An 18,091-nucleotide genomic window follows, 5' to 3' on the forward strand; every position below is an offset into this window, starting at 1 on the left:
CCGCCCAGAGCCACGGCCCTCAGACGACGTCGAATTCGTTGCCCTCGGGGTCCTGCATGGCGGTGGCGTAGAACCCCGTGTCCGGCTCGTCCTTGATCCGCAGCACGGTGGCACCGGCCTCGACGAGCCGCTCCACCGTGCTCCTGACCCGCTGCGCGCGGACGTCCAGAGGGACGTCACGGCCCCCGCCGACCTTCAGGTCGAAGTGCCAGCGGTTCTTGGCGGTCTTCGGCTCCGGGACCCGCTGGAACCACACCCTCGGTCCGTGTCCCGCGGGATCGACGATCGACTCCGCAACGTCCCCGGCACCGGCCGGCAGCTCTTCCTCGGGCACCCCCGTCGCCGCCCAGTAGGCACGCCACGTGGTGTGCCCGCTCGGCGGCGGCTCGGGCACGTAGCCCAGGGCCCCGGCCCAGAAGGCGACCATTGCCTGCGGATCGGAGCAGTCGATCGTCAGCTGCACTGTCATCTCCATCGCGGGAGCATCCCAGACGGGTCTGACAGTCGGCCCGCTCTCGCGGCGGGCCCTGGGGCGGCGGGGGCGCGCGCTTCGGGAGAGCCTCGGGTGCGCAGTACGATGATCGGGCCCCCGGTGTGTCGGGGTTCTCGTAGCTGAGGAGATGCGTGCCCGTGCCTGCCCGACTTCCCTCATGGGCGTGGGTCTCCGGTCTGACCGTGGGGGCGATAGCGGCGGTGACCGTCCTGGCCGTACAGGCGGACCGGGGACCCCAGCCCACCGCCGCGGCGACGAAGCCGCGCCCGTCGGCGTCGGCGGATGCGCACCCCACGCCGAAGGAGACCGCGCCGGCCCCGGTACCGGCGGATTCCGGCACCGGGCGGCGCGTCGTCTACTCGGTCGGCAAGGACCGGGTGTGGCTGGTCGACGCCAGCGACGCCACCCGGCGCTCCTTCAAGGTCTGGCCGGGCACGGTCGACCCCGACCCCGGCAAGTACAGCGTCGGCACCCGCCGCCAGGACCCGACGACGGGCTCCGACGGGGTCCGGGTCGAGCAGATCATGTACTTCACCCAGGAGGACGGCGTCTGGGTCGCCTTCTCCAACGCCGTGGACGGCTCCTCCCCGCCACCGCCCGCCGACGGTGCCAAGACGGGCGGCATACGGCTGCCCAAGGCGGACGGGGACGCGCTCTGGGAGTTCGGCACGTCGGGGACGACGGTCACTGTGGTCGCTTAGGCTCCGTCGCCTCGCCGGACGGCAGGTGCGCCACGATCAGCACGACGCCGCTGAACAGGAGCACGCGCGTCGCCGCGTCCAGCCCGTTCCAGTCCTCCGACTGCCACATCGCGAACCACTCCCCGCCGATCGCGAGGAACCCGGCGCCGAACAGCAGCACCAGCATGAGCGTGCCGTACGTGGTGAAGCGCCGCGCCGGAGCGTGCTGCCGGCGTATCCAGAGCCAGGTCGCCCAGATCAGCACGAGCGCCGCCGCCGTCTCCCACACGATGATCGCCACGTAGGCGGTGTCCTGGAGCCCCTTGCTCGTGATCGCCCGCCACATCAGGTCGTCGTCCTTGAACGTGGTGTCCATCGCGAGGACGTGGTGCACGTACTGCTGGTTGTTGTCGAAGTCGGTGATGTTCCCGAGGGCCACGAGGGCGATGTAGAGGGCGAGGACCGCGGTGAGCACGGTGGAGGCGAGTAAAAGGGTGCTGCGGGGGATGTTGGTCATGGCAGCACTATTCCGAAGCCGGTGGCGCGGCGAGTGGTTAGGGTCCGGAACGTGATCTCTCCGAAGCGCTCCGGCGACGGACCCGAGCGGCGCAGGGACCTCGACGCGCTGGCCGAGGCCTGGCGCGGGTCCCTGCGGGGCTGAACCGCTACTCGCAGACGGCCGTGTCCACCAGGTCGAAGACGTGCTGGTGCGCCGCCATCATGTCGGCCGGCTCGGCGGCCACCGAGCTGGACAGGGCCGTGGTCGCCACCGTGGCCGCGCGGCCGTCCCGCGTGGCTCCGCCGTAGGTCTCGTAGCCGTGGATGGAGCCGCCGTGGCCCCACAGCTGAACGCCGCAGGACAGGGGGGTGACAAAGAGGCCCAGGCCGTATCCGGTGCCGGGTGCGGGGGCGCCCTCGGTCACCGGGACCGTGGTCTTCATCTCCTTCAGTTCGGCGGTCTCCAGGACCTCGCCGCCGAGCAGGGCGGTGAAGAAGCGGTTGAGGTCGCGCGGGGTGGTGACCAGCTGTCCGGCGGCCCAGGCCTGGGACGGGTCGAGGCGGGTGATGTCCTCCAGCGGAGCACCGGGGGTGGCGGCGGCGTAGCCCTTGGGGTGGGCGCCCCGGATGCCGCGCTCGCCGACGCCCGGCCAGTAGGTGCCCTTCAGGCCGAGGGGCCGGATGACGCGGTCGGTGATCTCCTCGCCGAAGGGGCGGCCCGTGACCTTCTCGACGAGCAGGCCCGCCAGGACGTAGTTGGTGTTGCTGTACTGCCACTTCGCGCCGGGCTCGAACGCCGCCTTCCGGCTCAGGGCGAGGTCGATCAGGTCACGCGGGTTGTAGTACGTGTCCTGGACCTCGAAGGGGTCGAGGCCCAGCGTCTGGACATAGTCGGGCAGGCCGCTGGTGTGCTGGAGCAGGTTGCGCACGGTGATCCGGCCGCCGTCGATGCCGTCGCCGTGCACGAGGCCCGGCAGGTACGTCTCGATCGGCTCGTCCAGCTTCACCTTGCCCTCGCCGACCAGCTGGAGCACGACCGCCGCGGTGAAGGCCTTGGTGTTGCTGCCCGCCCTGACCTGGCCGTTGACCGGCACGGACGCGCCGGTCGCCAGGTCGCCGGTGCCCGCCGTGTAGTCGCGGACGCGTCCGTCACGCCCCTGGTCGGCAACGAGTGCGGCGGGGAAACCGTCCTCGCGGACCAGGTCCTTCGCGCCCTCGCGGACGGCGTCGCGATGACCGGGGTGGCCCGGGGTGCCGTAGGCCAGGGAACCGGTCGCGGCGAGTCCGCCGCCCAGGACCGCGAGCGCGGCGACCACCGACAGCACGCGCCCGCGCTGCTTCCTCGGCTTGGACGGGACGGAGGCGGGGAGACGAACGGACACGGGGTTTCCTTCCAACAAGGCTGCTCTCGGAACGCCTTGAGCCTTTCGCGAACCGGCCGCCCGCTCGATGGGGCCAGGCGGCGGAACGGGGGTGTACCTTCCACCACCCCAGCCGTGAGCGTTTCCACACCGATCCCGCCCGCCCGGGCCCTGAACCGACCGTCCGCGTTCGCATACAGTGCTGGACGTCGTACGTACGGACAGTGGTGTGGACAGTGCCGAGGGGAGGTCCAGGTGGGCGGGACAGCCGGCGCCGTCTGGGGGCGGGCCGAGCAGCAGGACTTCCGCAGCCGGGTGCGCGGGACGCTGCTCGGCGTGGCCGTCGGTGACGCCCTGGGCGCCCCCGTCGACTCCCTCGCCCTCGACGCGATCCGGGAGGCCCACGGCGCGGAGGGGCTGTCCGACCTGGCCCCCGCCCACGGCCGGCGCGGTGCCGTCACCCACCTCACCCAGCTCACCCTGTTCTCGGTCGACGGCCTGATCCGGGCCCAGGTGCGGCGCGACACGGGTGCCTGGCATCCGCCGACCGACCTGCACCGGGCCTACCGGCGCTGGGCCGCCACCCAGCGCGACTGGGGACCCGACCTGCGGCGCAAGGACGACGGCTGGCTGGCCCACGAGGAGTGGCTGTACGTCCGCCGGGACGCCCCGCGCGCGCTGCTGCTCGGTCTCGGCGACGAGACGATGGGCACCCCCGAGGCGCCCAAGAACCCCGGTGAGCGCGGCCCCGAGGCCGCCGCCCGCTCGGCGCCGTTCGGGCTCCTGGTCGGCTGGGAGCCGCAGCTGGTCGCCCAGCTCGCCGCGGAGTGCGCGGCGCAGACCCACGGCCACCCCACCGGTTACCTGGCGGCGGGCGCGTACGCCGTGATCGTGCACGGGCTGGCGCGCGGCGAGAGCCTGGACGCCGCCGTGCAGCGGGTCCTGGCGCTGCTCGTCGCCCGGCCGGGGCACGAGCCCGTGACGGACGCCCTGCAGCACGCGCTGGGCGCGGTACGGCAAGGACTGCCGAGCCCGGTCCGGGTGACCGAGCTGATCGGCGCGGGCACGGGCGAGGGCCTGGTCGCCGCCGCCGTGTACTGCGCCCTCGTCGGCGAGGACGTACGGCACGGGCTGCGGCTGGCCGTGAACCACGACGGCGCCTCGGCGGCGACCGGGGCCCTGACCGGTGGCCTGCTCGGCGCCCTGCACGGCGAGACGGCGCTGCCCCCGGCCTGGCTGGCCGAGCTGGAGGGCCGCCCGACCGTCCTGGAACTGGCCGACGACTTCGCCATGGAGATGACCCAGGGCCCCGCCCTCCACGGCCCGGCCGGCTCGTCCCCCGGGTGGCTGGCGCGGTACCCGCGGGCGTAGGCCCCGGACAGAACTCCCGGCGGCAACGGTCAGGTTTCGAGAAGCGGTGGCCCGTGGGCCCCGGCTAGCGTGGCTGCCATGGACATCAGCATTCACACCACCGTCCTTCCGCACGACGACCCGGACGCGTCCCTGGCCTTCTACCGGGACGTCCTCGGCTTCGAGGTCCGCAAGGACGTCGGGAACGGCAAGATGCGCTGGATCACGGTCGGACCGGCCGACCAGCCGGACGTCTCGCTGCTCCTGTCGCCGCCCGCCGTGGACCCCGGCATCACCGACGGCGAGCGCCGCACCATCGCCGAGATGATGGCCAAGGGCACCTATGGGTGGATCCTCCTGGCCACCGAGGACCTCGACGGCACCTTCGAGAAGGTGCGTGCCGGGAACACCGAGATCGTCCAGGAGCCGACCGAGCAGCCGTACGGCGTCCGGGACTGCGCCTTCCGGGACCCGGCCGGCAACCAGATCCGCATCCAGGAACTGCGCTGAACCGGACGGCCGGTGACCTGTGTCCACGGTCACCGGCCGAGCGGCCGTCCCTTACCGGGCCCTGCTCCTAGTCGCCCACCCGGCTGCGGCCCACCGCGTCGTCCACTCCGCCCGCGGGCGTCGGGATCGCGGCCGCCGCGCCGGAGGCGTCGTCGTCCCCGTCGGTGTTGACGCGCTCGATGATCGCCAGCCGCTCCGGCGTGTCCTCCGGCTTCAGGTAGCCGACCAGGACGTACAGGACCAGCGAGACCGCCAGCGGCACGGAGACCTGGTACTCCAGGGGCACCCCGCCGTCCACGCTCCAGTTGATCGGGTAGTTGACCAGCCAGAACGCCACCAGGCCCAGGCCCCAGCTGGTGAGCGCCGCCGTGGGGCCCGAGCGACGGAAGGGCCGCAGCAGACCGAGCATCATCGGGATCGCGATCGGGCCCATCAGCCCGGCGACCCACTTGATCACGACGGTGATGATGTCCTTGAACGTCGGCGAGTCGACCTGCGTCGCCACCGCCATCGAAAGACCGAGGAAGATCACCGTCGTCAGCCGGGCCGCCAGCAGCCCGGACCGCTGCCCCCAGCCGCGCGCCCGCTTCGACAGCACCGGCGCCACGTCACGGGTGAACACGGCCGCGATGGCGTTCGCGTCCGAGGAGCACATGGCCATGGTGTGCGAGAAGAAGCCGACGATGACCAGGCCGAGCAGCCCGTGCGGCAGCAGTTGCTCGGTCATCAGGGCGTAGGAGTCGGAACCGTCCGCCTTCTGCGACTCCACCAGCAGCGGTGACATCCACATCGGGAAGAACAGCACCAACGGCCAGACCAGCCACAGGATGGCCGACAGCCGCGCCCCCCGCGTCGCCTCGCGGGCGTTGGCCGTGGCCATGTAGCGCTGGGCCTGGTTGAGCATGCCGCCGTTGTACTCGAAGAGCTTGATGAAGAGGAAGGCCAGCAGGAACACCGTCCCGTACGGGCCGACCAGCGGCTTTCCGTGGCCCTGGAGGGCGGGCTCGTCCCAGACGCCGAAGAAGCCGCCGTGGTCGCCGAGCTTCATGACGACGGCCACGAACATCGCGACACCGGCCAGCAGCTGGATGATGAACTGGCCCAGCTCCGTCAGCGCGTCCGCCCACAGACCGCCGATCGTGCAGTAGATGCCCGTGATGACGCCGGTGATCAGGATGCCCTGGTTGAGCGTGATGCCGGTGAAGACCGACAGGAGCGTGGCGATGGCCGCCCACTTCGCGGCCACGTCCACGATCTTCAGCAGCATGCCGGACCAGGCCAGCGCCTGCTGGGTGGGCAGGTTGTACCGGTTCTTCAGGTACTCCAGCGGCGAGGCCACGTGCAGCCGGGAGCGCAGCCGGTTGATGCGCGGCGCGAACAGCTTGGAGCCGATGGCGACGCCGAGCGCGATGGGGAACGACCACGTCACGAACGACGTGACGCCGTAGGTGTAGGCGATGCCGGCGTAGCCGGTGAACATCACCGCGCTGTAGCCGGACATGTGGTGCGAGATGCCGGACAGCCACCACGGCATCTTGCCGCCGGCCGTGAAGAAGTCGCTGACGTCGTCGACGCGTTTGTGCGACCAGACACCGATCGCCACCATGACGGCGAAGTAGCCGATGAGCACGGACCAGTCGAGACCGTTCATGTGCCCCCTTCCGGGGTCCGCCTTGTGAACTCCGCTCAGCTGGTTGGCACTTCGCACGAGCGGGGTAGGGGCGTGGCAGGCCGCGAAGTGCCCGCTCATCGTGGGTGCGTCGACGCGGGCACGACAAGGAAGCGGAAGGTCAAGAGCGAGTAAAAAGGTTCGACTTGCTGACCTGCGTTCACCTACATGAACATCGGCGGGGTGTCCGGGGGCCCTGGCCGACCCCCCGGTGCGCTACTTCAGCTCGTCCGGGCACGGCGTGCCCCGCTTCAGGCCGTACGGCGCCGACAGCCGGTACGTGCCCGCCTCGGGCGCGACGAGCGTCGTCCACACGTCGCCGTCGGCGGTCTCCTCGGTCTCCGTCAGACAGCCGTTGACGTTGTCGTACGTCTTCGGCGTGCCCTCCGGGGCGTCCTTGGAGGCCTCCGTCTCCTGAGGCGGCTCGAGCTTGTTGCCCTCCTCGTCGACGAGGCTCAGCCACGGCGAGTACGGCATCCGGATCAGGATGCGGCCGGGCTCCTTCACGTCGATGGTCCACTCGTCCTGCTCGGCCCGCTGGACGACGGCGTCGGGCTCGGCCAGCGGCGTCGGGTCGAGCACCTGGAACAGCTGCCAGTTGGCGTCGCCCCAGACCTGCTTCAGGTACGGCAGGCCCCGCTGCAGCAGCTCCCGCTCGCGCTTGCCGCCGTCGCCGTCCGGCTCGCCCTTGGGCAGCACCACGTAGTGCACGGCCCAGCGCTTCAGCCATTCGTGGTAGTTCGCCGAGTTGAGCGTGTCGTCGTAGAAGAGCGGGTTGCGCTCCATGTCGGCCTGGCGGGTCCAGCCGCGGGCCAGGTTCACGTACGGCGCGAGCGCCGACGCCTCCCGGTGGGAGCGGGCCGGCACGGCCTCCACCCGGCCCCGCCCCGCGCCGACCTCCTGCAGCTCGTTGACGAGCGGCGCCAGCTCGCGCGCCCAGGAGGCGGCGGGCTGGGTGTGGACGGCGTCGTCGGCCGACTTGAAGCCGATCCAGCCCACGAAGCCCACGATCGCGACCACCAGCGCGTACCACTTGCGCGACTTCACCGCGGTGAACGGCAGCGCCGCCACCAGCGCCACCCCGGCGAAGAGCATCGGCAGCCGCGTGATGTTGGAGCCGATCTGCGAGCTGATCAGCCAGACCAGCAGCACGGACAGGCCGTAGACCGCCGACGTGATCCGCACCGTCTTCCAGGTGCTCGGCACCAGCCAGTAGATCAGGCCCGCGTACACGATCGGCAGTACCGTCGAGCCGAACCCCATCGGCTGCGTGCCGGAGAAGGGGAACAGCACGGCCGACAGGGCGACGACCACGCTCGGGGCCACGCCCAGCGCCCAGGCCCCCGGGCGGCGCTTCTGCAGGAACAGGGCGACCGCCACCAGGCCCACGAACAGACCCGAGACCGGCGAGGCCATCGTGGACAGCGCCGCCAGCGGCGCCGCGCACAGTCCCTTGGCCCAGCGCTCGTGCCGCCACCGGTGGGGCCAGCAGAACACCGCGGCGACCGCGCCCAGACCGAACATCATGCCGAGCCCGAACGTCACCCGCCCCGACACCGCGTTGCCCAGCAGCGCGAAGAGCCCCGCAAGCGACGCCCAGAGCGGATTGCGGACCACCCGGCTGCGGATCAGGATCATCGTCAGCAGCCCGGCCGACAGCGTCCCCGCGATCATCATCGTGGTGCGCACGCCGAGCACCGACATCAGGTACGGCGAGATCACGCTGTACGACACCGGGTGCATGCCGCCGTACCAGGCGAGGTTGTACGCCGAGGCCGGGTGCCGGCCGACGAACTCGGCCCACGCGTCCTGCGCCGCGAGGTCGCCGCCGCTGTTCGCGAACGTGAAGAACCACGCTATGTGGAGCACTCCGGCCAGTGCGGTCACGGACAGCACCGGATGGCGCAGCATGCGCTCGCGCAGGGCCAGGAAGGCGGCGTTCACCGCCGAGGGCGCTTCCGGTTCGGCGGGCGGCCGCCGCCCGGCAGGCCGGGACTCACCGTCGTCCCCGCGGGGCGCGGGCACGCGTGGTCGCGGGTCGGCTCCCGAACCCGGATCGGCGTCGTCGGCGCGTGTCGGCTCCGCAGTGGCCACCTGAAGGCACTCCCCGTGTCCCGTCTTCTTCTTTGGGCCGTGTCCCGTTCCCACGACCGGCGACTGCCCCGGTTGGCGACGCTAGCACGCGTCCCCGCACCGCTGCCTCCTCCCTTTCGGGACCCTCACAGCACCTCCGGGGACGCGAACGCCCCCGCGGCCGGACGACCGCGGGGGCGAGGAGCGGGGGTACTGCCGGGACCCGGACGACGGGCCGGCCGTCAGCCCAGGCGGGTCAGCTTGGCCGACAGGCCCGGTTCGACGAGGTCGTCCCCCAGGGCCACCGGCACCTTCACCGCGCCGCTGGTGCCGCCGTCGCCGACGGTGAGGGTGCCGACCTTGGTCCCGGCCTTCGCCGTGTGCGGCACCTCGTCCGCCGTGAACGTCAGCTTCACGGTCAGTCCGCCCCAGCCCACGGCCTTGACGTCCTGGGTGGCGACGACCGGCGTCCGGCCGCCGAGGCCGTCGTCGACGTACCCGACGACGCTGCCCTTCTTCAGGATCGTCGACGACTTCAGGGTGTCCTGCGCGGCCCGGATCAGCTCGTCGCTGGAGTCCAGCGCGGCGGCGAGGATGCCCCCGCCGACGTCCGGCTGGCGCACCACGGCCCCGACGATGGTCCGGGTCTCGCCGCCGACCTCCTTCTCCGCCGCGAAGACGAGGTTGCCGAGCGCGGAGGTGGTGGTACCGGTCTTGATGCCGACGACGCCGTTGTGACCGACCAGCTGGTTCCAGTTGCCGTGGTTCTCGCCCTTGTAGTCGTTGTACGACATCATCGCGGCGACCTCGCGGAAGGCGGGCTCCTTCATCGCCGCCTTGGCCAGCTTCACCTGGTCCACGGCCGTGCTCACCGTCGTGTTGTTCAGCCCCGACGGGTCGGTGTACGTGGTGTTGGTCATGCCGAGGTCCTTGGCGGCGGCGTTCATCTTCGCCACGAACGCCTTCTCCGACCCCGCGTCCCAGCGGGCGAGGAGACGTGCCACGTTGTTCGCGGACGCGATCAGGATGGCCTGGAGGGCCTCGCGCTGGGAGATCGAGTCGCCCGCGAAGACGTCGACCGTCGACTCCTGACCGGCCTGCGACTGGTCCTCCGCCGCCTGGTCGATCTTGATCTTCGGGCCCTCGGCGCCACTCTTGAGCGGGTGGTCGCGCAGGACGAGGTACGCGGTCATGACCTTGGCCACGCTCGCGATCGGCACGGGCTTCTGGTCGCCGGACGAACCGAACGAGCCGATGCCCTGCACGTCGAGCGCGGCCTGACCGCTCTCGGGCCACGGGATCTCCGGCTTGCCGCCGTCGAACGAGAAGCTGTCCTGCGCCGTGAGGTCGAGGGTGGGTGCGGGCAGCGGGCGCATGGACTGCACGACACCGAAGATGATCACCAGCAGGACGACGAGCGGCGTCCAGATCTTGACCCGGCGCACCGTCGTCCGCAGCGGGGTCTCCGGCGGCGGCGGGGTGTTCGTCAGCTCCGCCAGCAGGTCCAGCGGCGGCTTGGGCGGCAGCGGCTGCTGGGTGGTCCGGTCGGGTCCGACGTGCGACCTGGCGGCGGTCACCCCCGTACGGGGCGCCTGCGCGGCCTTCGGAGCGTCGCCGGAGGGCGTCCGGGACTCCGGGGGCTTGCGGGTCGCCGGTTCGTCCGGGTTCCGCAGCGCCACGAACTTGCTGGTCCGCTCGGCGTCACCCTCGGACCGTGCGGGGGCGTCGCCCTTCTGCCCGGCCTTCTGCCCGGCCTTCTTGGCGGCGGAGGCGGCGTCCCCCAGCTTCAGCATGGTCGTCGGCTGGTCGACGGCGGGCTTGCCCGGCCGCGGCGCCTTGAACACGGCGGTGGGCTGATCGACCGGCGGGGGGCCGTCGCCGTCGCCGTCTTCGGTGTCGCCGTGACGGCTGGAGGCCGCGGGCGCGTCGGGAGCCGGCTTGGGGTCCGCCTTCGGTTCCGGGGCGGCCTTCGGGTCTGGGGCCGTGCCGGGGCCGTCGTCGCCGTCACGGCTGGACGCTGCCTCCGCGTCGGGGGCCGGCTTGGGATCCGCCTTCGGTTCCGGGGCGGATTTCGGGTCCGGGTCCGAGACGGAGTCCGAGTCGGGGCCGTCGCCGCCGTCGGCGTCGCCGTCAGCGTCACGGCTGGACGCCGCCCGCGCTTCGGGGGCCGGCTTCGGTTCCCGGTCCGGCTTCGCATCCGGGGCCGGGTCCGGGTCCGTGCCGGAGTCCGAGTCGGGGGTGGCTTCGGCTGCCGCGTCCGTGCCCGGGGCCGAGTCGGCCGCGGCGGACGATCCCTCGTCCCCGCCCGATGCCGAGCCCGCGCCGGATGTGCCCTCGGCGGCGTCCCCGGCGGCCTGCTCGTCCTGCTCGGCCTCCTCGGTGTCCTGCGGGGCGGCGGCCTTGCGGCCCGGCCCGTCCCCGGCGACCTCGGGCGCCTCGGTGTCGCCGTCCCGCGCGTCCTCGAGCCGCGCGTTGGCGGCGGCACGCTCGTCCGCGGTGGCCACCCAGGCCGCGACGGCGTCCCTGAGCCGGCCGTCGTTCCCCGCGGAGGGCGTCACGCCGTCGCCCTCGGAGCCGTCGGGGCTTTCGGGCCTCTCCGCAGCGGCAGGGGTGTCCGAGGACGCGTCGGGCGCCCCGGCGTCGTCGTCCTCGCCGGAGGCCTCCGCCTCCGGCCCGGTCCCGCGGACCGACAGCACCCGGGTCGCCGTGTCGACGCCGCCACCGGACCCGGACCCGGCGGACCCCGCGGAGCGCTTCGCGTCCTCCCGTGTCACCGCGAGCCGCGGATCACGCGTCTCGCTCGCCTCGGTCCTGGCTTCGGGAACCGGACCCGCGCTCCCCGACGTCGGTTCTTCCGACGACTCGCGCTGCTTCGAACTGTCGGGGGACTCGCCCGCCACCGATGCCTCCTCCATGCGCCGCACGTCCTGTGCGCGCTGCCGAACCCGTACCGAAACCATTTACCAGTGTCCTGTGTACGGGTGGAACCCACGCGGAAGACGAGAACGACATACCTACTGGTTCCACTACGAAGCGGTCACGCACCCTCGACAGACCAATGTGAGAGGGGTCACCCTGTCTGTCATCCACGCGGGGAGGCATGGATGGGCAGGAGCCGCAGAACACTTCCGGAGGAGCTTCTGCTGCTGGCGTTGGACCCGACCACGGGTACCACCGCACAGCCGCAGTCGCTCGACCTCGGTCTGGCCGGAGCACAGCTGGTGGAGCTGGCGCTGGCCGGACGTATAGCCCCAGACGGGGATCGTATCGCCGTGGTGGCCCCACGGCCGACAGGAGATCCAACACTGGACTGCGCGTTGGAGTTGCTGCGAAGGCGTGGCGCTCCCGTACGGGCGGTCAACTGGATCGGCGGGCCCCGCCTGGGGCTGCGCCAGACCTATCTCTCGCATCTGGAGCGATGCGGCATGGTGCATGCCGTGGAGGGCCAGATGTGCGGGGTGCTGCCGACGACTCGCTACCAGGCGACGGAGACGGCGATCAGCAGGGAGATCAAGGCCCGGCTGGACTCGGCGATCCGCACCGGCGTCCCGCCGGACCCGCGGACCGCGGCGCTCGCCGCGCTGGCCCACGCGGTCGGACTCGGCAAGCACCTCTACCCGGGCAACGAAGGACGCTCGTCGCGGTCCCGGCTGCGGGACCTCATCAGGCACGACCCCATGGGCGGCCTGGTGGCGCACGCGGTGATGGACGTCCAGAACGGCGCTGCGGCACAGCCACGCCGCAGTCCGGCCCCGGCCGGCCGCCAGGCCCCGGGACCGGGGGCCAGGCCCGCCCCGGAACCCGCCCGCGGCGTTCCGGCGCAACCGCGCCACGGATCCATGGCGCGGGCGGTGGCCCACTAGCCCGACGAGCGCACCGCACAGCACAGCACAACCGCATCGCACGACCGCACCACAGCACCGCCGCACCGCCAGTCCCCAAGCCCGGTCACGGGAGCCGCAGGTCCGCGTGGGGCGGCGGAACCGACCGCACGTCCGGCCCACCCGGACTGCGGAAAGGTTCCGCCGCCCCACGCGGCCGCATGCGGGGGTGGCGCCCCGAACTGGCGTGTACGCGGCGCATATCGACCGTTTCCCAGCGGTAGAAAGCACCTTGGTGGCAGTCTGCTCAGCAGCAGATACGCAAAGTGGCAAGTACGAGTCACGCAGCCGGAGGTGCACGTCCCGTGGCGTCGAGTGTCAATCCCACCGTAAGGCGGCGTCGGCTGGGCCAGGAGCTGCGCCGGCTCCGTGAGCTCAAGGGCATGACGGCCGAGGAGGTCGCCGAGCGGCTGCTGGTCTCGCAGTCGAAGATCAGCCGCCTGGAGAACGGCCGGCGCAGCATCAGCCAGCGGGACGTCCGCGACCTGTGCGGGGTGTACGAGGTCGAGGACCAGCGGATCGTCGACTCGCTGATGCAGATGGCGAAGGACTCGCGCCAGCAGGGCTGGTGGCACGCCTTCGGGGACATCCCGTACAGCGTCTACATCGGCCTGGAGACCGACGCGGAGTCGCTGCGGACCTACGAACCCCAGATCATCACCGGCCTGTTGCAGACCCGGCCCTACGCCGAGGCCCTGATCCAGGGCGCGTTGCCCGAGACCTCCGTCGCCGACGTGGAGAAACGGGTGCAGGTCCGCATACGGCGGCAGGAGCGCATCTCCGCCGACCACAACCCGCTGCGGCTGTGGGTCGTCCTCGACGAGGCCAGCCTGCGCCGGGTGGTGGGCAGCAAGCAGGTGATGCGGGAGCAGCTGGAACACGTCGCCGAGATGTCGCAGCTGCCGCACATCACCGTGCAGGTGCTGCCCTTCGACGTCGGGGCGCACCCCGGCATCAACGGCCAGTACTCCATCCTGGAGTTCGCGGACACGGCCGACTCCAGCGTGGTCTACATCGAGGGCGTGACCAGCGACCTGTATCTGGAGAAGGCGCCGGACGTGCAGAAGTACACGGTGATGTACGAGCATCTGCGGGCCCAGGCCCTGAACGTGGAGCAGTCGCGGCAGCGCATCGAGGACGTGGCGAAGGAGTACGCACGCTGAGGGGTGCGGCATGGTACACCCCTGCCTCGATGTACTGGAAGAGTCGCCTGGAATATGCCATCCGGTCGAGTGAATGGCTGCTCCGTACGGGAAGGCCAGCGAGTAGCGTCGATCACGCCAAAGATCAAACGTCATTGGCGTAAACCACACTCGCGACTCGCCATCGGAGCAGACATGGCAATTCTTCAGGGCGCCCAGGAATCGTGGACCAAGTCCTCCTACTCCGGAGGAAACGGCGCGTGCGTCGAGGTCCGGTCCCCGGTCGTGGCGGCGCTCGCCGTCCGCGACTCCAAGGTGACCGGCGGACCGGTCCTCGCGTTCCCCGCCGACGCGTGGACCGCCTTCGTGACGTCGGTCAAGGAGTAGCACCGCCGCGCATCAACCGCCGGTACCACCGACGGAGCCCTCTCGACCAGTTCGCCGACCTTGCCGAGAGGGCGCCCGCCGGCCCGGTTCAGCTCAGCTCAGCTCAGCTCAGCTCAGCTCACCGGGAACGCCACGTCGCACACCGGGTCCTCGGGGCCGGCGGCCTCCCAGTCGGCGAAGTACACCTCCCGGCACGGCCCCGTCACCGTCAGGCCCTGCGCGGCGATCCACTCCTCCACCGCCCCGAAGGCGGCCAGGATCTGCGGATACTGCACCTGGGCCTTGGTGATCCGGGTGTAGGCCAGCCGCCCGGCCGGCTCCACCCGCACCCGCGTCTGCCAGGCGCGTCCCCGCTCCTCGCACCACGCCCGCGCCGCCGCCTCGTCGGCGACCGGCACGCAGGACTCGGCCGGGCCGTCGCTCTCCGTCGACACGTCCGAGTGGTAGGCGACGAACGGCGCCGCCGTCACACCCCCGCAGCCCCGGGCCGCCTCCTCCAGACGCCCCAGCGAGGCACCGATCCACGTCGGCAGCTCGTCCGCCAGCACGTGCCGGCTCTCGCTGATCACCACCTGCTCGGGCACGTCCACCGTCTCGACCACGAACTTTCCGTACACCTCGGAGTCCTTTCCCGTCAGCCGTGCACGGAGGTACTCGGCGAGCGTGCGCTGCCCGGCCACCCGGGCCTCCACGTCCGCCCAGTAGGCGTCGAGCAGACCGGCGGCCCGGTGGCCGTCCGCGCGGACCACCTCGGCGATCCGCGCGAGCGGCATGTCCAGCCGGCGCAGCAGTGCCACCAGCCGGGCGCTTTCGGCCTGCCCGGCGCGGTAGTAGCGGTAGCCGGTCGCCCCGTCCACGTGGGCGGGCGCCAGCAGGCCCAGCCGGTCGTACAGCCGCAGCGCCTTGGCCGACAGCCGGGCCCGCGCGGCGAACACGCCGATGGTCAGCAACTCGTCGTCGCGTACCTCGTCCACGCCGTCATCCTCCGTCACCGGGCGGCTGTTCCGCCCGGTGACGAGGAGGCTCGGGCTTCCCCCAGGGGCAAGGTCAACCGGCGAGGCGTTCCTCGACGGCCGCCAGGACCTCGGCCGCCTCCGGCTCGGTCTGCGGCGAGAAGCGGGCGGCGACCTTGCCGTCCCGCCCGATCAGGAACTTCTCGAAGTTCCAGCGGATGTCCCCGCTGTGGCCCTCGGCGTCCGCGAAGCCGGTCAGCCGGTCGTACAGCGGATGCCGCCCCTCCCCGTTGACCTCGGCCTTCTCGGTCATCGGGAAGGTGACCCCGTACGTCGCCGAGCAGAACTCGGCGATCTCGTCGGCGCTGCCGGGCTCCTGGCCCATGAACTGGTTGCAGGGCACGCCCAGCACGGTGAACCCCTGCTCCGCGTACCGCTCGTGCAGTCGCTCCAGACCGGCGTACTGCGGGGTGAGCCCGCACTTGGAGGCCACGTTGACCACCAGCACGACCCGGCCGGCGTACTGCGAGAGGTCCGCGCTCCCGCCCTGGAGGGCGCCGATCTCGACGTCGAGGGGAAGGCTGTCGTCGTTCCGCGTGTTCGGTGAGGTCGTCATGGAACGGATGCTAGTCCGGCCCCCCGTCGCGCCCCTCGCTGCCCGCCTCGACGAGGACCTCCCCGGCCGGTGTCCGCGAGTACAGCACCGAGCGGCCCGCGCGGCGCCGCTCCACCAGACCCGCGTCGAACAGCACCCGCAGATGCCGTCCGACCGACCCGAGGCCCTGCCCGGTCACGCCGACCAGCTGGCTGGTGCTCATGGGGGTGCCGAGCAGCGTCAGCACGCCCGCGCGGGCCGGGCCGAGCAGCGCGCCGAGGGCGGCGGGCACGCGCCGGGCGCCGTCGTCCGCGAGGGCGCCCGCGCACGGGTAGACCATCGCGTACCGTTCCGGTTCCTCCCAGGCCACCCAGCCGTGCCGCTGCGCGGTGATCGGCACGAGGAGCAGCTCGGCCCCGGACAGCTCGCGCGGCGGGTACGGGTTCAGGTTGATCTGGAGCCGGTTGTCCCCCAGCCAGCGGGTGCCGGGCCGCAGGTCGTCCAGCACCGTCGCCCAGCCGCCCCGGCTCACCTGCGCGGTCCGCGCGACGACGTCCGCCTCCAGCACCCGACGGCGCCGGTCCCAGTCCGGCCGTACCGTCTCGGCCCAGACCTCCTCGAGGAGCGCGGCGGCCCGCTCCGGCAGGTCGTCGCGGTCCAGGGCCGCCGGGAGCCTGCCCCCCAGGGAGACGGCCAGGTCGGCGCGCGCCACGTCGGGGCGGGTCGCCCGGATCCGCGCGACGCCCTCCGCGAAGCTCCGGCCCTCGGCCGGGGTGGGCGTGAGGAAGTCGGCGTTCCACTCCCGGCCCAGGCCCGAGGCCACCAGCAGCGCGGTCACCGGGTCGGCCGCCATGCGGCGCAGATGGGCGGGCCGGTGGGTGTCGAGCCAGGCCCGCTCACCGGGGTGCCCGGCCACGCCCGCGTGCAGCATCTTCAGACAGGCGAGGGTCTCGTCGAGCGGGGACACGACGAAACGGCCGCGCGCGAGGGTGTCGGCGTTGATCTCCCACCAGCCCATGCCGTCGCCGCCCTTCGCACCCTCGTGACCTTTCGCGTCCTCGCGAAACAATAACGGCCGGTCCTCCGCCCACCCCACACTCCCCGCATGCCGGACACACCCCGCAAGACCTACGCGGACCTCTTCCGCACCCCCGAGTTCAGCCCCCTCTTCCTCTCCTCCTCCGCCAACATCGCCGCCCAGACGGTGAGCGGGCTCGCGCTCGGCACCCTGGTGTTCCGGGCGACGGAATCGCCGCTGCTGTCCGCGGTCAGCATGTTCGGCCCGGCGCTCGCCCAGGTGCTGGGCGCCACCTTCTTCCTCTCCGGCGCCGACCGGCTGCCGCCCCGCGCGACGCTGGCGGGCCTCTCGCTCTCCTTCGCCGCCGCCACCGCGGCCCTCGCGCTGCCCGGCCTGCCGGTGTGGGCGATGCTCGTCATCGTCCTCGTCGAGGGGCTGATCGCCTCGCTCGGCGGCGGGGTCCGCTGGGGCCTGCTGACCGAGATCCTCGCCAAGGACGGCTACCTGACCGGGCGTTCGCTCTTCAACATGATGAGCGGCCTCATGCAGATCGCCGGATACGCGACCGGCGGCGTCCTGGTGACCCTGCTGTCGCCGCGCCTGTGCCTGCTGCTCGCGGCCGGTCTGTACGGCACGTCGGCCGCCCTCGCCCTGCGCCTGACCCGCCGTCCGCCCCGGGTCTCCGGCCGCCCCTCCGTCCGGGCCACCTGGCAGGCCAACGCCCTGCTCTGGTCGGCCCGTCCACGCCGCCACGTCTACCTGGCGCTGTGGATCCCCAACGGCCTCGTCGTGGGCTGCGAGTCGCTCTTCGTCTCCTACGACCCGCGGGCCGCGGGCACCCTGTTCGCCTGCGGGGCGCTCGGCATGCTCGCCGGGGACGTGACGGTCGGCCGGCTGCTGCCGGCCCGGCTGCGCCCGCGGCTCGGCATCCCGCTCCTGGCGCTGCTGGCCGCTCCGTACCTCGTCCTCTTCCTGCGTCCGCCGCTGGCGTTGACGGCCGTACTGGTCGGCCTGGCGTCGGTGGGCTTCGGCGCGAGCCTGGTGCAGCAGGAGCGCCTTGTCGCCCTGACCCCCGACGAACTCTCCGGGCACGCCCTCGGGCTGCACTCCGCCGGGATGCTCACCATGCAGGGCCTCGCCGCCATCCTGGCGGGCACGGTGGCCCAGTTCTCCTCACCGGCGACGGCCATGTCCGTGATGGCGCTCGCCTCGCTTACGGTGACCCTCACGCTGACGGCGGCGAGCCGGCGGGGCGCGCCCGACGGCGGGCTGCTGCCGACCCGGGCGGCAGTACGGTCCGCGTGACGTGCGGTCCGCCTGACGTGCGGTCCGAGTGACGTGGTCCGGCGGGCGCGACTCGGCCTCGATTGGGTTAAGGACCGTCCGGAAACTCCTGCGCGCACCGTCCCTTGCCTAGGGTGGGGGGCTGGGGAGGACGCCTGAGGACAGGGAGAGGGCGGCTCTTGAGCGCTGCGACACCG

16 protein-coding genes are annotated in these 18,091 nt (G+C 72.3%); 7 read left to right on the forward strand and 9 right to left on the reverse strand.

Features of this window, described 5'->3' with window-relative positions; translation table 11 throughout:
• Positions 1-19 precede the first annotated feature (19 nt).
• Positions 20-475, reverse strand: a complete 456-nt coding sequence (locus tag ACFYZ3_RS25310) for a VOC family protein (RefSeq protein ID WP_388521904.1) — start codon at positions 473-475, stop codon at positions 20-22.
• A 155-nt stretch (positions 476-630) separates the two neighbouring features.
• Here ACFYZ3_RS25310 and ACFYZ3_RS25315 point away from each other — a divergent pair, with 155 nt between their 5' ends.
• Positions 631-1,194 carry a hypothetical protein gene (locus ACFYZ3_RS25315; RefSeq protein ID WP_388521907.1) on the forward strand — a complete coding sequence of 188 codons (564 nt, stop codon included), beginning with the start codon at positions 631-633 and terminating at the stop codon, positions 1,192-1,194.
• Here the strand turns inward: ACFYZ3_RS25315 and ACFYZ3_RS25320 are convergent.
• Together ACFYZ3_RS25320 and ACFYZ3_RS25325 are read right to left on the reverse strand one after the other, a co-directional pair.
• On the reverse strand, positions 1,178-1,690 hold the full coding sequence (locus ACFYZ3_RS25320) for a DUF2165 domain-containing protein (RefSeq protein ID WP_388521910.1): 513 nt from the start codon (positions 1,688-1,690) through the stop codon (positions 1,178-1,180). The two genes, ACFYZ3_RS25315 and ACFYZ3_RS25320, sit on opposite strands and share 17 nt — an antisense overlap.
• Before the next feature lie 148 nt (positions 1,691-1,838).
• Positions 1,839-3,053 (reverse strand): serine hydrolase domain-containing protein, encoded by a 1,215-nt coding sequence (locus ACFYZ3_RS25325; protein ID WP_388521912.1) that lies wholly within the window; start codon positions 3,051-3,053, stop codon positions 1,839-1,841.
• Between the two features lie 234 nt (positions 3,054-3,287).
• On the opposite strand from ACFYZ3_RS25325, the gene ACFYZ3_RS25330 reads away from it, so the two are divergent.
• Both ACFYZ3_RS25330 and ACFYZ3_RS25335 read left to right on the forward strand, forming a co-directional pair.
• Positions 3,288-4,403, forward strand: coding sequence for an ADP-ribosylglycohydrolase family protein (locus ACFYZ3_RS25330; RefSeq protein ID WP_388521915.1), 1,116 nt, complete (start codon positions 3,288-3,290; stop codon positions 4,401-4,403).
• A 78-nt stretch (positions 4,404-4,481) separates the two neighbouring features.
• Positions 4,482-4,892: a VOC family protein gene (locus tag ACFYZ3_RS25335; protein ID WP_361009673.1), complete on the forward strand. Its 411-nt coding sequence runs from the start codon at positions 4,482-4,484 to the stop codon at positions 4,890-4,892.
• Between the two features lie 67 nt (positions 4,893-4,959).
• Here the strand turns inward: ACFYZ3_RS25335 and ACFYZ3_RS25340 are convergent, their stop codons facing one another.
• The 3 genes from ACFYZ3_RS25340 to ACFYZ3_RS25350 all read right to left on the reverse strand — a co-directional run bounded on the left by ACFYZ3_RS25340 (position 4,960) and on the right by ACFYZ3_RS25350 (position 11,549).
• Positions 4,960-6,543 (reverse strand): sodium:solute symporter family protein, encoded by a 1,584-nt coding sequence (locus ACFYZ3_RS25340; protein WP_388521918.1) that lies wholly within the window; start codon positions 6,541-6,543, stop codon positions 4,960-4,962.
• A gap of 234 nt (positions 6,544-6,777) precedes the next feature.
• A complete protein-coding gene (locus tag ACFYZ3_RS25345; RefSeq protein WP_388521920.1) occupies positions 6,778-8,655 on the reverse strand; it encodes an MFS transporter in 1,878 nt (625 codons plus the stop codon).
• Positions 8,656-8,876: 221 nt separating this feature from the next.
• On the reverse strand, positions 8,877-11,549 hold the full coding sequence (locus tag ACFYZ3_RS25350) for a D-alanyl-D-alanine carboxypeptidase (protein WP_388521923.1): 2,673 nt from the start codon (positions 11,547-11,549) through the stop codon (positions 8,877-8,879).
• A 189-nt stretch (positions 11,550-11,738) separates the two neighbouring features.
• Between ACFYZ3_RS25350 and ACFYZ3_RS25355 the strand changes: the two genes are divergently transcribed.
• The 3 genes from ACFYZ3_RS25355 to ACFYZ3_RS25365 all read left to right on the forward strand — a co-directional run bounded on the left by ACFYZ3_RS25355 (position 11,739) and on the right by ACFYZ3_RS25365 (position 14,044).
• Positions 11,739-12,497, forward strand: a complete 759-nt coding sequence (locus ACFYZ3_RS25355; RefSeq protein WP_361009685.1) for a GPP34 family phosphoprotein — start codon at positions 11,739-11,741, stop codon at positions 12,495-12,497.
• Positions 12,498-12,820: 323 nt separating this feature from the next.
• Positions 12,821-13,678, forward strand: a complete 858-nt coding sequence (locus tag ACFYZ3_RS25360) for a helix-turn-helix transcriptional regulator (RefSeq protein ID WP_361009688.1) — start codon at positions 12,821-12,823, stop codon at positions 13,676-13,678.
• Between the two features lie 174 nt (positions 13,679-13,852).
• Complete coding sequence (locus ACFYZ3_RS25365) at positions 13,853-14,044, forward strand: DUF397 domain-containing protein (RefSeq protein ID WP_059301326.1); 192 nt, start codon at positions 13,853-13,855, stop codon at positions 14,042-14,044.
• A 113-nt stretch (positions 14,045-14,157) separates the two neighbouring features.
• Here the strand turns inward: ACFYZ3_RS25365 and ACFYZ3_RS25370 are convergent, their stop codons facing one another.
• Genes ACFYZ3_RS25370 through ACFYZ3_RS25380 form a run of 3 tightly spaced genes read right to left on the reverse strand, consistent with a single transcriptional unit; the run spans position 14,158 to position 16,610 of the window.
• Positions 14,158-15,036 carry a MerR family transcriptional regulator gene (locus ACFYZ3_RS25370; protein ID WP_388521926.1) on the reverse strand — a complete coding sequence of 293 codons (879 nt, stop codon included), beginning with the start codon at positions 15,034-15,036 and terminating at the stop codon, positions 14,158-14,160.
• A gap of 55 nt (positions 15,037-15,091) precedes the next feature.
• A complete protein-coding gene (locus ACFYZ3_RS25375) occupies positions 15,092-15,613 on the reverse strand; it encodes a glutathione peroxidase (protein WP_388521928.1) in 522 nt (173 codons plus the stop codon).
• 10 nt (positions 15,614-15,623) lie between these two features.
• Positions 15,624-16,610: an ArsR/SmtB family transcription factor gene (locus tag ACFYZ3_RS25380; RefSeq protein ID WP_388522250.1), complete on the reverse strand. Its 987-nt coding sequence runs from the start codon at positions 16,608-16,610 to the stop codon at positions 15,624-15,626.
• A gap of 87 nt (positions 16,611-16,697) precedes the next feature.
• On the opposite strand from ACFYZ3_RS25380, the gene ACFYZ3_RS25385 reads away from it, so the two are divergent.
• Positions 16,698-17,915 (forward strand): MFS transporter, encoded by a 1,218-nt coding sequence (locus ACFYZ3_RS25385; protein ID WP_388521931.1) that lies wholly within the window; start codon positions 16,698-16,700, stop codon positions 17,913-17,915.
• The last annotated feature ends 176 nt before the right edge of the window (positions 17,916-18,091 follow it).

It is taken from the genome of Streptomyces sp. NPDC001599 (assembly GCF_042893535.1).
Classification (GTDB): domain Bacteria; phylum Actinomycetota; class Actinomycetes; order Streptomycetales; family Streptomycetaceae; genus Streptomyces.

Bases quoted from the DNA above. Each gene is read 5' to 3' on its own strand.
- ACFYZ3_RS25310 (WP_388521904.1), bottom strand. From the start codon at position 475: ATGGAGATGACAGTGCAGCTGACGATCGACTGCTCCGATCCGCAGGCA.
- ACFYZ3_RS25320 (WP_388521910.1), bottom strand. From the start codon at position 1,690: ATGACCAACATCCCCCGCAGCACCCTTTTACTCGCCTCCACCGTGCTC.
- ACFYZ3_RS25335 (WP_361009673.1), top strand. From the start codon at position 4,482: ATGGACATCAGCATTCACACCACCGTCCTTCCGCACGACGACCCGGAC.
- ACFYZ3_RS25340 (WP_388521918.1), bottom strand. From the start codon at position 6,543: ATGAACGGTCTCGACTGGTCCGTGCTCATCGGCTACTTCGCCGTCATG.
- ACFYZ3_RS25350 (WP_388521923.1), bottom strand. From the start codon at position 11,549: ATGGAGGAGGCATCGGTGGCGGGCGAGTCCCCCGACAGTTCGAAGCAG.
- ACFYZ3_RS25355 (WP_361009685.1), top strand. From the start codon at position 11,739: ATGGGCAGGAGCCGCAGAACACTTCCGGAGGAGCTTCTGCTGCTGGCG.
- ACFYZ3_RS25365 (WP_059301326.1), top strand. From the start codon at position 13,853: ATGGCAATTCTTCAGGGCGCCCAGGAATCGTGGACCAAGTCCTCCTAC.
- ACFYZ3_RS25375 (WP_388521928.1), bottom strand. From the start codon at position 15,613: ATGACGACCTCACCGAACACGCGGAACGACGACAGCCTTCCCCTCGAC.
- ACFYZ3_RS25380 (WP_388522250.1), bottom strand. From the start codon at position 16,610: ATGGGCTGGTGGGAGATCAACGCCGACACCCTCGCGCGCGGCCGTTTC.
- ACFYZ3_RS25385 (WP_388521931.1), top strand. From the start codon at position 16,698: ATGCCGGACACACCCCGCAAGACCTACGCGGACCTCTTCCGCACCCCC.